This window comes from Ruegeria sp. BE1, from assembly GCF_056538885.1.
On record NZ_JBQFTY010000005.1, the window covers coordinates 265,594 to 280,922 of the forward strand.

Genomic DNA, 15,329 nt, shown 5'->3' on the forward strand with positions numbered 1-15,329 from the left:
TCTCAGGCACGCATATTGGCGCCATTGGCGTCATAAGCGGGGGCACCCAGAACCTCGGCGTCGTAGAACTCGCCCAGGATTTCCACCTGCAGCTTGGTTCCCGGCACCGCGCTGTCCGAGGCGACATAGCCCATTGCCATCGACTTGCCGACGCGGTGGCCATAGCCGCCGGACGAGACATAGCCGACCGCTTCGCCGTCTTTCAGGATCGCCTCGTCGTTCGAGACATCAATGCCGTCCACGTCGATGGTCATGGTGACCAGTTTGCGGGCTACGCCATCTGCCTTGAACTTTTCGGTGGCTTCCTTGCCGACAAAGTCCTTTTTCCAGTTGATGAAGACATCCATTCCGGATTCGACCGCGTTGAAGTCGGGACGGAAATCGGTGGTCCAGACGCCCCAGCCTTTTTCTAGGCGCAGCGACATCAGCGCGCGCGCGCCGTACCAGCGATAACCCAGATCTGCCCCGGCCTCTTCGATCGCCTCGGCCAGACGCAGCAGGTACATCGGCTTGCAGTAGATCTCAAAGCCCAGCTCGCCCGAGAACGAAATGCGGTTCAGGATCACCGGCACGCCGCCCACGAAGGTCTGACGCAGGTCGCGGAACTTCAGCGCATCGGCGCTGACGTCGTCGCGGGTGATGCGGGCCAGCAGTTCGCGCGATTTGGGGCCCGACAAGGCGATCCCGTGCCAGTCGTCCGAGACGTTGGCATAGCTCACATCCGCAGGCAGGTCCTTTTGGAACCAGCGGCTGTGCGCATCCTGCATCGCGCCCGATCCGAACAGCATGAAGTGGTCATCGCCCAGACACGCCACGGTCAGGTCACCGTACAAACGGCCCTTTTCGGTCAGCATCGGGGTCAGCGCCAGACGGCCCGGTTTCGGCACGTAACCGGCCAGAGTGCGGTTCAGATAGTCGCGCGCACCCGCGCCCTTGAACTCGTGCTTGGCAAAGTTTGCAATCTCGATACCACCCACGGCCTCTTGCACGGCTTTCACCTCGCGGGCCACATAGTCGTGGCTGCGGTTCCGCTCAAAAGTCGGGGTTTCATGTGCGTCTTCGGCATTGTCGGCAAACCACAGGGCGTTTTCCAGACCAAAGCCCTGCCCCATCACGGCCCCCTTGTCGATCAGACGATCATAGAGCGCGGTGGTTTTCTGCATCCGGCCCTTGGGCAGCGTTTCGTTCGGGAAGGTCATCACGAAGCGACGCTCGTAGTTTTCCGAGGACTTGATGGTGCCCCAGTCCGGCGTCGCAAACTCGCCAAACCGCGCCACGTCCATCGCCCAGACGTCGATCGAAGGCTCACCGTCGATCATCCATTCGGCCATGGTCAGGCCAACGCCGCCGCCCTGACAGAAGCCTGCCATGACGCCCACGGCGACCCAGTAGTTCTTCATGCCCGGAACCGGACCGATCATCGGGTTGCCATCGGGGCCGAAGGTGAACGGGCCGTTGATGGTGTCCTTGATGCCGGATTCGCCGATGGCGGGGATACGCTCGAACGACATTTCCAGGCGGTCGGCGATCCGGTCCAGATCGGGTTGCAGCAGCTCGTGGCCGAAATCCCATGGCGTGCCGTCGACCTTCCACGGGGTCGATTTCGGCTCATACGTGCCCAACAGCATGCCGTGGCGTTCCTGACGGAAATAGATGTTCGCCTCATAGTCGATGCCTGCGGGCAGACGACCGGCTTCACCCATGCTTTCCATGCGGTCCTTGATCAGCGGGATCGCATCGGTGATCAGATAGTGGTGCTCCATCGGCTGCACCGGCAGGTGGATGCCCGACATATGGCCCACCTCACGCGCCCACAGGCCGCCGCAGTTCACGACCTGTTCGGCGTTGATGACGCCTTTTGGGGTGGTCAGATCCCAGCTGCCATCGGGGCGCTGGCTCATCGACGTCACGCCGCAATGGGTGAAGTATTGCGCGCCATGGTGACGGGCGGATTTGGCAAAGGCGTAGGTCGCGCCCGAGGGGTCCACGTCGCCGTCCTGCTCATCCCAGAGCGCGGCGTGATAGTGTTTGGGGTCGATCAGCGGGTGACGCTCGGCCAGTTCCTGCGGGCTGATGAATTCCTGATGCAGGCCCATATAGCGCGCTTTCGAGCGCTCGCGCTTCAGATAGTCGTACCATTCCTTGGTCGAGGCCGCGTAGAAACCGCCGGTGATGTGCATGCCGACCGAGTGGCCCGAGGTTTCCTCGATCTCTTTGTACAGATCGATGGTATAGCTTTGCAGGCGCGAGATGTTGGGGTCCGAGCTGATCGTGTGGATTTGACCGGCGGCGTGCCAGCTGGAGCCGGAGGTCAGTTCATCGCGTTCCAGCAGAACAACGTCTTTCCAGCCGAATTTGGCCAGGTGGAAAAGGATCGAACAGCCCACAACGCCGCCGCCGATGACGACGACCTTGGCGTGGGAGGGCAGTTGTTTGCCAGATGTGGTTTCGTCTTTTTGAATCTCGGGCATAAGAGGGTCCTGTGTCTTTTCTTGTGGTTGGGGGAAGGGGGCTGTCTGCCCCCTCTTGAGCCTGCGGCTCAATTCACCCCCGAGGATATTTTTGGACAGATGAAGGAATCCCGGTTCTAGTACCAGGCGTCCGGGATTTCTTCTTTGCGTTTGGCGACATAGGCGGCCAGTTCTTCTTTCTTGGCCTCGTCCATAGCGGGCGGTTGGTATTCGTTCAGCATCTGGTTCCAGCGCTCATAGGCGCGGCGGCGCATGTCCTTGGAGCCGCCTTCTTCCCAGCTCTCGACATTCTCGCTGTCGCTTAGCTTGGGTTCATAGAACGCAGTTTGATAATTGCGCATGGTGTGGGCGCAGCCCAGGAAGTGACCACCTGCATCCACCTCGCCGTAGGCGTCGCGGGCAAATGCATCTTCGCTTGTGTCCAGCCCCTGGCTGAGCACTTTCTGGTAGGACCCCAAACGGTCGGCATCCATGATCAGCTTTTCAAAGCCGGTGCACAGGCCCCCTTCGAGCCAACCGGCCGAGTGCAGAACGAAATTGGCACCTGCCAGCATGGTCGAATGCATCGAGTCGGCGGATTCGTAGGCGGCTTGCGCATCCTCGATCTTGGAGGCGGTCAGCGAGCCGCCGCAGCGCAGGGGCAGACCGGCGCGGCGGGCCAGCTGGCCGATGGCGTAGTTCGAGATCACCGGCTCGGGCATACCAAAGGTCGGTGCGCCGGACTTCAGCGACATGGACGACAGGAAGTTGCCCAGAACAAAGGGCGCACCGGGGCGCAGCAGTTGCACATAGGCGCAGACCATCATCGCCTCGGCCATCGCCTGTGCGACGCTGGCGGCGGTGCTGACTGGACCCATCGCACCGGACAGAATGAACGGCACCACGATCAGACCCTGACCGCGCGACGAATACACCCGCGCCGATTCCGTCACCACGCGGTCCACCAACAACGGAGAGTTGGTGTTCACGTTGCCCATGATGACGCAGTTGTCTTCCATGAAATCCGCGCCAAAGACAATCTCGGCCATGTCGACACTGTCCTGCGCGCGGCTCATCTCGGTGATGGCACCCAGATGCGGTTTGTCGCTGAGCGTCATGTGGGCGAACATCATGTCCAAATGGCGTTTGCTGACCGGCACGTCACAGGGTTCGCAGGTGACAAAGCCACCGTGGTGCAGGTTCGGGTGCATGTAGGTCAGTTTGACCAGCTTCTCAAAAGACTCGATATCGCCATAGCGGCGGCCGCCTTCCAGATCACGCACGAAGGGCGCACCATAGACCGGGGCGAACACCTGATTGCCGTCGCCAATGACGACCGAGCGTTCGGGATTGCGGGCGACCTGAGTAAAGCTTTTGGGGGCCTTGGCGCACAGGCTGCGAATCCACTGGGCATCGGCGCGAACTAGATCGCCTTCGATTCGTGCGCCCTCGCGGCGCCATAACTCCAGTGCCTCTGGGTCGTCGCGAAACGCAATCCCGACCTCTTCGAAAATCCAGTCGACCTGTGCCTCAAGGCGCTGCAGATCCTCTTCATTCAAAGGATCAAAAAACGCCAAGCGTCGCTGGATATAGGGGGATGCCGGAACTGAACCGGCCTCTGAACCGCGGGAACGGGATTGACGCGCGCGCCGAGCCATTGTGAGCTACTCCATTTTTTCGCGCGACTTTAACGATTGAGGGCCGGGTTGTGACGCTTGTAAATTTGAATGGTTAGCATAAAAGCAATTTATGCAAGAACTCTGGAAGCTCCTTGGCTCACCCCGCCATCTTGTCGTCTTTGAGGCGGCCGCTCGCCTGCAATCCTTTACGCGCGCCGCTGAGGAGCTGAACGTGCAGCAACCCGCCGTCAGCGTCGCAATCCGTCGCCTGGAAGAGGGGTTGGGCACGCCGCTTTTCACCCGCAGCCATCGTCAGGTTGTTCTGACCAGCGCCGGACAACGGCTTTTGGCTGATGTCACGCGCGCCTTTGAGCAGCTGTCTTTGTCAGTGACATCCATTCAACAACTCAACCAGACGGGATATGTGACGCTCAGCGCATCTACGGCGTTTAATAACTATTGGATTATGCCGCGCCTTGCGGAATTGCAGAAACGCTATCCCGGCATTGATTTGCGCCTGCAATCCAGCGACCGGGAACCCGATATCGATGCCGAAAACATAAGCCTTGCGATACGGCTGGGCAATGGGGACTGGTCGGGTTGCGAATGTGCATTGATCGCGCCCGAGGTGATCTATCCCGTCGCATCGCCGCGTGTCATGGCAGCAGCGGTCGATCTGCGCAGCCTTCCGAACCTGTTGACCCAGCGGCTCATCCATCTGGAAGAACCGATACGGCAGCGCCCAAGCTGGAGCGAATGGTTCGCGAATTTTTCAATCCGCACCGCTGTGCCGAACACAGGCCTTCGCCTGAATGATTACGCTCTTGTGCTTCAGGCCGCCATGGCCGGAGAAGGGTTCGCCTTTGGATGGAAACACCTGACGGACAGGCTGGTCAAACAGGGGCTTCTTGCCGCAAAAGCCGATTGGCAATGGGCCACGGGTAAGGGATTTTATCTGGTCTGGTCCAAAAAGACCCCCCTTTCGGATGATGCGCAAAGGGTGAGGGATTGGATCTTACATAAAGTTGAGAAATCCCAATAGCCCCAAGCGGCGGCAAAGCGCGACACAGGGGTTCGGTGGCCTGAGGCCCGAGAAACCCGGCCCCAATATCCGTGCAGCGCCGTCAAAAAATCATCGTGTCAGTTTTTCAGCATAAAATGTCGCATTTTTTCCAGCGGCCAGAAGGACCCCGGCTAGGGTGCGCGTGTGAGGTGCTGCCGCCCGAGACCCGGGCGGTGGATAATTGGGAAGTCGGTGAAATTCCGCCACTGCCCCCGCAACGGTAACGAAGGTCAGGCTCGGCAAGAACCACTGGGACGAGGATCCCGGGAAGGTGCCGAACCGGGTGAAAGCCCCTTCCAAGTCCGGAAACCAGCCTTGCAGATATGTCAAACCGCGGGTGGCGGTGGGGGCGCATGTTCCGGACGCGATCCTCGCGCGGCTCCGGGCTGGTCTTCTTTGTCATCTGCCCAAGCAATGCCGCGGGGCGCGGCAGGAGAGCCAGAAGTGAGCAACATTCAAAGCCTGTTGACACGTCGAAACCCAGCCTATGCTCTGGAGCAGGCGTTTTACACGGACCCCGATGTTTTTCGGACCGACCTTGAGGCCATACATTACCGCCAGTGGCTGTTTGCCATTCCCGCTTGTGAATTGGTGAAAAAGGGCGATTACGTTACCTATACCGTGGGCGCCTACCGCGTGATTATCGTGCGCGGCGCAGACGATCAGATCCGGGCTTTTCACAACACCTGCCGCCATCGCGGCTCGGTTATTTGCAAGGCGGCAAAGGGCAATGCGCCGAAACTCGTATGCCCATATCACCAATGGACTTATGAGTTGGATGGTTCGCTTCTTTGGGCGCGGGACATGGGCCCCGATTTCGATCCCAAACAACATGGGTTGAAAACCGTGCATTGCCGCGAACTGGCCGGTCTTATCTACATCTGTCTTGCGGATGAGGCCCCCGACTTTGACACCTTTGCCAATATCGCACGCCCCTATCTTGAGCCCCACGACCTGAACAACGCCAAGATCGCGTTTGAAAGCACCATCGTCGAAAAGGGCAACTGGAAACTTGTCTGGGAAAACAACCGTGAATGCTATCACTGTGGCGGCAACCATCCTTCGCTCTGCCGGACTTTCCCGGATGACCCCTCTGTAACCGGGATCGAAGGCGGCGAAACCCCCGCCTTCATGCAAGACCACTTCGACCGGTGCAAAGCGGCCGGCATGCCTTCGCAGTTCTATCTGCATGATGACGGCCAGTACCGTCTGGCGCGGATGCCTCTTAAGGAAGGGGCGGAAAGCTATACGATGGACGGCAAATCCGCCGTGCGCCGGTTTTTGGGCCGCGCGCCCTTTGCCGATGCCGGGACGCTGCTGAAGTTTCATTACCCCAGCACATGGAACCATTTCCTGGCCGATCATTCGATTGTCTTCCGTATTACTCCGATCAGCCCAACCGAGACCGAAGTCACCACCAAATGGCTGGTCAACAAAGAGGCCGTCGAGGGCACAGACTATGACCTAAAGCGTCTGACCGAGGTTTGGATGGCCACCAATGACGAAGACCGGCAGGTGGTCGAGGACAACCAGCTAGGTATCAACAGCCCGGCCTACGTGCCGGGACCCTATTCAGGCATACAGGAATCCGGGGTGCTGCAGTTTGTTGAATGGTATTGCAACACGCTGGCGAATCATGTGGCCCCTGACGTCATGGCTGCGGAGTAACGGGGATGAAAGACCTCAATACAGTGGCCCCGGTCTGGCAGGATAGTGAGATGCTGGAATGCGTCTCGGTCGTGCCTGAAACGCCCAATACGGCCAGCTTTACGTTTCGGGCCCCGTCAGGCGCGTTTTTCGCCTATCATCCCGGCCAGTTTCTGACGCTGGAAATACCAGCCCCCGACCAGCCCGGAGGCGTCGTGCATCGCACTTATACGATCTCGTCCTCTCCATCGCGGCCGCGCTCTGTCACGGTTACTGCCAAAGCGCAGCCCGACAGCATTGGAACGCGCTGGATGCTGGACAACCTGAAGCCGGGCATGGGAATCAGGGCCATCGGTCCGGCTGGCCTGTTCACCAATGTGGAAAGCCCGGCCCGCAAGTTTCTGTTCATCTCGGCAGGCTCGGGCATCACGCCGATGATGTCGATGACCACGTGCATGTGGGATGAAGGGCGCGATCTGGACATCGTTTTCATCAACTGCGCCAAACGCCCGTCCGAGATCATCTTTCGCCAACGTCTGGAACAGATGGCCAGCCGAACGCCCGGTCTGGATCTGAAATTCGTTGTGGAAGAGGCCGACCCCTACCGCCCCTGGACTGGATATCAAGGCCAATTCAACCAATTGATGCTGGGCCTGATGGCTCCGGATTATCTGGAACGTGAGGTGTATTGCTGCGGTCCCGAACCCTTTATGCAGGCCGTCCGCGATGCCCTGACCGGTTTGGGATTCGACATGGGCAGCTACCATCAGGAAAGCTTTGGCGCGCCTGTGGAAACGGTGGCCGATCAGCCGGAACTGGACGATCTGGTACCAGATGACGGGGCAACTGCAGAAATCCATTTTGCAACTTCTGACGTCATCGCCAAAGTGTCGGAAACCGAAACCATTCTGGCCGCAGCGCGGTCGGTTGGCCTGAACATCCCGTCAGGCTGTACCTTTGGGGTGTGTGGCACCTGCAAGGTCAGGAAAACGGCGGGCGAAGTTCATATGGTCCATAATGGCGGGATTTCCGAGGATGATATCGCGGATGGGTACATCCTTGCCTGTTGTTCGAACCCCATCGGCAAAGTCGCTGTCGAGGTCTGACGTCAATCATAGCGGTTTACCTTTTACGCCTGCGCGGGACACCCCGCGCAGGCGCATCCGTTTTGGCTTTTGTCGCAGATCAGACAACCCTGTCGCAAACTGAACAGTCCAGGTAGAGTGATCGCTCTACCAACGGCGCATGAACGAGACACAACACAAGATCGCAGAGAACCTCGACCGGCAATTCTCGGAAATGGGGTTTGCCACGCAGGGCGTCGAAGCCCTGCGCGAAGGGGCGAATGTCTCGTTGCGGACGCTCTACAAGTATTTTCCCAGCCGCGAAGCCATGGTGATCGGCGCGCTGAACCATCGGGACGCGGCCTATTCCGAATGGATCGGTCAGGATGAGGCCGAGGGCGCGGATCATGTTCTACATGTCCTGATACGCCTGTCCGACTGGCTGGCCGACGTCTCAAACACTGGCTGCCTGTTTCGCAATGCGCTGGCGGCCTATCCCGAAAGCGACCCTATTCGTGAGGCCGCAGAAACGCACAAGGCCCATGTGCGTCAGATGTTTCGCGAACGGCTGCTGAGGGTCGATCAGAATTGCGATGTCGAGCAGCTGTCAGAGGCATTGTTTGTCCTGCACGAGGGTCTGACGGAAAGCGCGCGCATCATCGGAACCAAACAGGCAACAGACGCCACGCTGCGCTGCGCCCGTGCGGTTTTGGCCTCAGCAGGAATTCACTGACGCCGGCGCATCCGGCCCACAACCAGAAAAAGGATCTGACGTGAAGATCAAAGAAATCCACATCTACGCCCATGACCTGCCGGTCAAGAACGGCCCTTACACCATGGCCAATGCCGAGGTTTGGGCCTTGGATACAACGCTGGTGAAACTGGTGGACGACAGTGGCACCGTCGGCTGGGGTGAGACCTGCCCCGTCGGCCCCACCTATGCCGAAGCGCATGCGCTGGGTGCGCGGGCCGCCTTGACGCAGATAGCCAGCGGGCTTGTGGGCGCGGACCTTTGGCCCAAAGCCCTGCATCACAAGATGAACAGCCTGCTGAACGGTCACAACTATGCCAAGGCGGCCATCGACATCGCCGCCCATGACCTGATCGGCAAAAAGCTGGGCGTTAGTGTTGCCGACCTGCTGGGCGGAGCACAAACGGATCGGGTGCCATCATACTACGCCACCGGCGTGGGTGCGCCCGACCATATCGCCGCTCTGGCGAAAGAGAAGATGGAAGAAGGCTATCCGCGTCTTCAGGTCAAGGTCGGCGGGCGCCCCGTTGAGATCGATATCGAGACCATCCGCAAAGTCTGGGAGGTTATCGGTGGATCGGGCATGCGGCTGGCCGTTGATGGCAACCGAGGCTGGACCACGCGCGATGCGCTGCGCGCCAGCCGGGAATGCCCCGATATCCCGTTCATCATGGAGCAGCCCTGCAACACCGTTCAGGATCTTGAAAAGATCCGCCCGCAGGTCAGCCACGGGATCTACATGGATGAAAACAGCGTGGACCTGAACACCGTGATCTCGGCCGCCGGGACCGGGCTGGTTGATGGGTTTGGCATGAAGGTGACACGCATTGGCGGTTTGCAGAACATGCGCACCTTCCGCGACATCTGCGACGCGCGCAACCTGCCCCATACCTGCGACGACAGCTGGGGCGGTGATATCATTGCGGCAGCCTGCACGCAGATCGCCTCGACCGTGCGCCCGACCCTGATGGAAGGGGCCTGGCTTGCTGCCCCTTATATTGAGGGCAACTACGACCCCGAAAACGGCATCAAGATTGTTGGCGGCCATATTCAGCGCCCGACCGGACCTGGCCTTGGCGTTACCCCGGACGAAAGCGCCTTTGGCGCGCCCGTCGCGTCTTTCTGAGGATAACTGAATGATACCCGAAACCATGCACGCAGTTCAGCTGACCGGTCACGGCGGCATCGAAAAACTTGAATACCGCACGGACGTGCCCCTTCCGCAACCGGGCGCGGGCGAAGTCCTGATCCAGGTCGCAGCCGCCGGTGTGAACAACACCGACATCAACACGCGGATCGGCTGGTATTCCAAATCCATTGAAGGCGATACCGAAAGTGGTGGGGCCGAGGGTTTTGACACTGTAGATGACGATGATGCCAGCTGGTCGGGCACCCCTCTGACCTTTCCGCGCATACAGGGGGCGGATATCTGCGGCCATATCGTGGCTGTTGGCGATGGTGTCGATCCCACCCGGATCGGAGAGCGCGTGATCGTGCGCAACATGCTGCGCACCTATGTCGACTATCGCCCCTATGAATGCTGGACCATCGGCAGCGAATGCGATGGCGGATTTGCCCAATTCACCAAAGCGCCCGCGCGTGAAACCCATGCCGTCGATTGCGATTGGGACGATGTAGAACTGGCCGCCATCCCCTGCGCCTATTCCACCGCCGAAGGCATGTTGCACCGCGCCAGCGTTGGGTCGGAAACCGTTCTGATCACCGGTGCGTCTGGCGGTGTTGGCTCGGCCGCGGTCCAACTGGCGAAACGCCGCGGGGCGCATGTGATCGCGCTGTGCTCGCCTGCAAAGGCAGAGGCCGTGCGCGCCTTGGGCGCCGACAGGGTGCTGGATCGCAACGCCGATCTGGTCGCGGAACTGGGGGAAGGGTCGATTGACGTGGTGGTCGATCTGGTCGCTGGGCCACAATGGCCCAGCCTGCTGGACGTGCTGCGCCGGGGCGGGCGATATGCCACCGCCGGGGCCATTGCCGGGCCCATCTGTCAGATCGATGTGCGCACGCTCTATCTGAAAGACCTGACGCTGTTTGGCTGCACCTTTCAGGAAGACATCGTGTTCGAAAACCTGATCAAATACATCGAAGCCGGTGAAATCCGCCCCGTCGTCGCCAAGACCTATCCGCTGGACGAAATCGGCAAGGCCCAGGAAGACTTCCTTGGCAAACAACACACCGGGCAACTGGTGCTGATCCCGCCGCAGGTGACCTCATGAAAATCCGCAAGATAGAGCTTTTTGAACTGCACCTGCCCTATGCCGGCGGCTCGTACGAGCTGTCAGGCGGGCGTATCTATACCGGGTTCGACAGTGTCATCGTCTGCATCACCGCGGATGACGGGACCGAAGGCTGGGGCGAATCCACGCCGTTTGGTCCCAACTATATCGCCGCCCATGCGCGGGGCGCCCGGGCCGGGGTCGAAGAAATTGCCCCCTATCTGATCGGCCGCGACCCCCGCGATGTTGATCGGATCAATGACGCCATGGATGAGGCCCTGTTGGGGCACAACCACGCGAAATCGGCGCTGGATCTGGCCTGTTGGGACCTGTTCGGCAAATCGGTCGGCCTGCCGGTCTACAAACTGTTGGGCGGTGCGACGGGTAACCGCCTGCCTGCGATCAGTTCGATCTACGCAGGCACGCCCGAGGATATGCGCGCCCGCGTCGCGGAACATCGCGCGATGGGTTACATGGGCCATTCGGTCAAAGTGGGTGCCTTGGATTCCGAGGGCGGCCCGGCGCTGGACGCCGAACGCATCGCGGCATCACTGGCGGATCGTCAACCGGGTGAATACTTCATCGTCGACGCCAATGGCGGTCTGATCCCCGAGACCGCGCTGCGCATGTTACGGGCGCTGCCGAACGGGCTGGACTTCGTCCTTGAAGCCCCCTGTGCAACGTGGCGCGAGACCCTGTCGCTGCGCCAGCGCTGCGATGTGCCGATCATATTGGACGAGTTGGCGCAAGAGGATGGCGATATTGCCAAACTGGTCGCGTTGGACGTGGCCGATGGTATTGGCCTCAAGATTTCCAAGGCCGGCGGTTTGACCCATGCCCGTCGTCACCGCGACATCTGTCGCGCCGCCGGTCTGACGATCAGCGTACAGGACACGGTGGGTTCAACGCTGTCGGCCGCGTCGATCTTCCATATGGGTGCGACGGTGCCCGAACGCCTGCTGCGCTGCGTTCTGGACCCGCGTGACATGGTGACGATCCAGACCGGGGCCTTTGACGCGCCGATCGAAAACGGGGGTGTCCTGCCTCCTGATGCGCCGGGCCTTGGCGTGACAATGAACCGGGACCTGCTAGGGCAGGCCGTAGCAATCTGGGAAGAATAGAGATGTTTCAAGACAAAAAAGCTCTGGTCACCGGGGCCGCCGGAGGTATCGGTCAGGCCATCGTCCGCCAATTGCGCGCGCAAGGCGCACAAGTGGCGGTCGCGGACCGTGCAACCGACAGGATCGAGGCCGAGGCGCATCTGCCCGGCGATCTGCTGGACCCGCAATACAGCGACACCCTGCCCGCAGCAGCGAAACAGGCGCTGGGTGGTCTGGACATCGTCATCAACAACGCCGGTGTCATCACCCGTGGCCCAGTGACCGAGACCTCGGACGCTGATTGGACCCTGTCCATGGGCGTGAATGTCGAGGCCCCCTTTCGCATCTGCCGCGCGGCCATTCCGCTGATGGCGGAAGCCGGCGGTGGTGCCATCGTCAACACGGCCTCATGCTGGGGCGGCAAAGCGCCGGGGCCGAACCACGCACTCTATTGCATGACCAAAGCGGCCATTGCGTCGCTGACCGAGTGTATGGGCGTGGATCACGCGCATCAGGGCATCCGCATCAACGCAGTCTGCCCAAATGAGGTGAACACCCCCATGCTGCGCTCTGGCTTTGCCAAACGCGGATTCGACCCGGACAAGGCCGTGTCCGAGCTTGGTAAAACCGTCCCGCTGGGCCGTATTGCCGAGCCGGAAGACATCGCGGATGTTGTCCTGTTCCTCGCCTCAGACGCGGCACGATACATGTGCGGCACGCTGGTCGAGGTGAACGGCGGGAAACCAGTCGCATGAGACGGTTTGACAATAAGGTTGCGCTGGTCACCGGGGGCCGATCAGGGATCGGGCAGGCCATCGCGGCGCGCCTGTCTGACGAAGGGGCGCGGGTCTTTACGGCGCAGCGCGGTACGGATGGCAGGTTCGAAGGGATCGCTGCGGATTTCGCCGACCCCCATTCACCCGGTCAGGTCATTGCCGACGTGATCAACCACGCCGGACAGCTGGACGTTCTGGTCAACAATGCCGGGATGATGCAGGAAGCCCGCGTCGAGGATATGAGCCTGGCAGATTGGCAAAAGAACCTGACCGTCAATCTGACCGCGCCGTTTCTGATGATCCAAGCCGCCCTGCCCCACCTGCGCAAAACACAGGGCAGCATTGTGAATACCGGCTCGATCGAGGGGCTGGGCAGCAATCCGGGCCACGCCGCCTATTGCGCATCCAAGGCCGGTCTGCACGGGTTGACCCGCGCCGTGGCGATTGACCACGGGCCTGAGGGCATCCGCTGTAATGCGATTGCACCGGGCTGGATCGATACGGACCTGAACCTCGACTTTATCGAAACCATGCCTGATCCTGACGCGTTTCGGCGGGACATCGGGAAAATCCATCCGGTCGCCCGCACCGGCAAACCCGAAGAAGTCGCCGCGCTGGCAGCTTTTCTAGCCGCCGAGGAAAGCGGGTTTATCACGGGTCAGGTCTATACAGTCGATGGCGGCCGTATGGCGCAGCTGAGCCTGCCCTGAATATCCCCAAAAAAGAGGCCCGCCTAGAAAGGCGGGCCAGTTTGGGGAGGGAAACCTGCTTAGTAGCTCTGGTTCAGCTCATCCGCTGCCGGGATTTCACGTTCGCGGCGGGCGATGTAGTCCAGCAGCTCTTCGTTCTTGGCCTCATCCAGCTTGGGCTCTTGGTATTCGCCCAGCAGTTTACGCGCATGTTTCAGCGCGCGCTCGGTAATCTCAACCCCGCCTTCGGCCTGCCATTGCTCGATCGAGTTGTTGTCGAACAGCTCGGGCATAAAGAAGGCTTCCTGGAAATTGTCCTGTGTGTGCGGATGACCCAGATAGTGGCCTCCGGGGCCCACATCGGGAACCGCGGCAATAGCCTGATCGAAATCGTGCCATTTGGGGCCTTCGGCCATGCGGTACGCCATCGCGCATTGTTCCGCATCCACCACAAACTTGGCGACCGAGCAGTGCATGCCCGCCTCGTTCCACCCGGCCGAGTGCCAGATATAGTTGGCCCCCGCATGCAGAACCGCGCTAAGCGTGGTTGCGGATTCGTACCCCGCCTGCGCGTCAAACGTTTTGGCCCCGCCCAAGGTGTTCGAGGTGCGCCACGGCACGTCATAATACCGCGCCATCTGTCCGATCATGAAGTTCATCAGGCTGATCTCGGGCGTACCCGCCATAGGTGCGCCAGACTTCATCGAAACGGTCGACAGGTAGTGACCCCAGATCGCAGGCGCACCTTTGCGGATCACCTGCGTATAGGCCAGCGCCGACAGCGCCTCGGCCGTCAGCTGCGCCACAGTAGCGGGCACCGACGCGGGTGTGTTCGCACCGCCCAGAACGAAGGGCGAGCACAGAACCGGCTGATTGCGGCGGCAGAAAGCCCGCATGGCGCCCAGCATGGTCTCATCCCAGACCAGCGGGCTGTTGCCGTTACAGTTGCCGGTGGTCACAGGGTTGTTGTCGATGAACTCATCGCCGAACAGGATTGCGCACATATCCATCACGTCTTCGGCGTTCTTGGGCGAGGTGGTCATGCCCATGAACATCTTGTCCGAGTATTTCATCGACGAATAGGTGATGCGCAGGTGGCGCTGGCTGATCGGATGATCGTAAGGCTCAACAATATGGTGGGCCGAGCTGTGCATCGCAGGCATCATGTGGCTGAGCTTGTGGAACATCGCCAGATCTTCCAGCAGCGGATTGCGGCGCACATCGTCCAGATCGCGCAAGAAGGGCGCGCCGGTCATGGGCACGAAGACCGAGTGTTTGCCGCCCAGTTTCACGTTATTCTTGGGGTTGCGCGCGTGATAGGTGAACTGCGCCGGGATGGTCGAGATCAGCTCGCGCACCATGTTGCGGTCCAGATAGACCAGCTCTCCGTCCACTTTGGCACCGGCCTTCTTCCAGTCTTCCAGCGCGATCGGGTCACGGAACTGGACACCGACGTTTTCCAGAATGTCCATTGCGGCATTGTCGATGCGTTCAACCTGGCTGCCATCCATAACCTCGCACAGCGGCAGGTTGCGGGTCAGGCCCGGCAGCATGTCAAACTTGGGCGCGGTGCGGATTGCCCGGCGGGCAGAACGTCCGCCTGCGCGGGAACGAGTGCGAGTTTCAGTGGTCATCGGGTTTCTCCAGAATTTTCCCGAAAATCACACCTTTCGAACTGTCTCGCCTGCCATCTTGCGAAGAATATTTGAAAGATGCGACATGCGACCAACCGATGCCGACAATTAGATGCGGGCGCATTTACCGATCTAAATGCCTATTTCTAAGCGCTTTTTTATCCACGCACAAAGCCAAACCCAAAAACGGGCGCGGCAGATCATGCAAAACCGACCGGGGGCCATCATATCGGTGCCTTATCGCAGTGCTTGCCACCGAATCTCTGCCGTGCAGCGGCAAGGTTCAGATGCCCTTCAAAAGACAC

General features: G+C 60.3%; 12 protein-coding genes and 1 riboswitch. Of the genes, 9 read left to right on the forward strand and 3 right to left on the reverse strand.

What is annotated here, in order from left to right:
* Positions 1 to 2: 2 nt before the first annotated feature.
* Positions 3 to 2,471, reverse strand: coding sequence for a GcvT family protein (locus tag ACR0J5_RS16110; RefSeq protein WP_480655131.1), 2,469 nt, complete (start codon positions 2,469 to 2,471; stop codon positions 3 to 5).
* A gap of 116 nt (positions 2,472 to 2,587) precedes the next feature.
* Positions 2,588 to 4,108, reverse strand: coding sequence for a trimethylamine methyltransferase family protein (locus tag ACR0J5_RS16115; protein WP_480655133.1), 1,521 nt, complete (start codon positions 4,106 to 4,108; stop codon positions 2,588 to 2,590).
* Positions 4,109 to 4,199: 91 nt separating this feature from the next.
* Between ACR0J5_RS16115 and ACR0J5_RS16120 the strand changes: the two genes are divergently transcribed.
* The 9 genes from ACR0J5_RS16120 (at position 4,200) to ACR0J5_RS16160 (ending at position 13,411) form a co-directional block, all read left to right on the forward strand.
* Positions 4,200 to 5,111 (forward strand): LysR substrate-binding domain-containing protein, encoded by a 912-nt coding sequence (locus ACR0J5_RS16120; RefSeq protein WP_480655135.1) that lies wholly within the window; start codon positions 4,200 to 4,202, stop codon positions 5,109 to 5,111.
* Positions 5,112 to 5,262: 151 nt separating this feature from the next.
* Positions 5,263 to 5,464, forward strand: a riboswitch (cobalamin riboswitch).
* Positions 5,465 to 5,546: 82 nt separating this feature from the next.
* Complete coding sequence (locus ACR0J5_RS16125) at positions 5,547 to 6,800, forward strand: aromatic ring-hydroxylating oxygenase subunit alpha (RefSeq protein ID WP_480655137.1); 1,254 nt, start codon at positions 5,547 to 5,549, stop codon at positions 6,798 to 6,800.
* A gap of 5 nt (positions 6,801 to 6,805) precedes the next feature.
* Positions 6,806 to 7,885: an FAD-binding oxidoreductase gene (locus ACR0J5_RS16130; RefSeq protein ID WP_480655139.1), complete on the forward strand. Its 1,080-nt coding sequence runs from the start codon at positions 6,806 to 6,808 to the stop codon at positions 7,883 to 7,885.
* A 139-nt stretch (positions 7,886 to 8,024) separates the two neighbouring features.
* Positions 8,025 to 8,576 (forward strand): TetR/AcrR family transcriptional regulator, encoded by a 552-nt coding sequence (locus ACR0J5_RS16135; protein ID WP_480655140.1) that lies wholly within the window; start codon positions 8,025 to 8,027, stop codon positions 8,574 to 8,576.
* 40 nt (positions 8,577 to 8,616) lie between these two features.
* A complete protein-coding gene (locus tag ACR0J5_RS16140) occupies positions 8,617 to 9,720 on the forward strand; it encodes a mandelate racemase/muconate lactonizing enzyme family protein (protein WP_480655142.1) in 1,104 nt (367 codons plus the stop codon).
* A gap of 10 nt (positions 9,721 to 9,730) precedes the next feature.
* Positions 9,731 to 10,825 (forward strand): alcohol dehydrogenase family protein, encoded by a 1,095-nt coding sequence (locus ACR0J5_RS16145; protein ID WP_480655144.1) that lies wholly within the window; start codon positions 9,731 to 9,733, stop codon positions 10,823 to 10,825.
* The gene (locus ACR0J5_RS16150; RefSeq protein WP_480655146.1) at positions 10,822 to 11,946 is read left to right on the forward strand and encodes a mandelate racemase/muconate lactonizing enzyme family protein; all 1,125 of its coding nucleotides are present in this window, start codon (positions 10,822 to 10,824) and stop codon (positions 11,944 to 11,946) included. The genes ACR0J5_RS16145 and ACR0J5_RS16150 overlap by 4 nt, the downstream gene beginning before the upstream one ends.
* 2 nt (positions 11,947 to 11,948) lie before the next feature.
* Positions 11,949 to 12,680, forward strand: a complete 732-nt coding sequence (locus tag ACR0J5_RS16155; RefSeq protein ID WP_480655148.1) for an SDR family NAD(P)-dependent oxidoreductase — start codon at positions 11,949 to 11,951, stop codon at positions 12,678 to 12,680.
* On the forward strand, positions 12,677 to 13,411 hold the full coding sequence (locus tag ACR0J5_RS16160) for an SDR family NAD(P)-dependent oxidoreductase (RefSeq protein WP_480655150.1): 735 nt from the start codon (positions 12,677 to 12,679) through the stop codon (positions 13,409 to 13,411). Before ACR0J5_RS16155 ends, ACR0J5_RS16160 begins: the two co-directional genes overlap by 4 nt.
* A gap of 59 nt (positions 13,412 to 13,470) precedes the next feature.
* Here ACR0J5_RS16160 and ACR0J5_RS16165 read toward each other — a convergent pair whose 3' ends face one another.
* A complete protein-coding gene (locus ACR0J5_RS16165; RefSeq protein WP_480655152.1) occupies positions 13,471 to 15,024 on the reverse strand; it encodes a trimethylamine methyltransferase family protein in 1,554 nt (517 codons plus the stop codon).
* Positions 15,025 to 15,329: the final 305 nt, after the last annotated feature.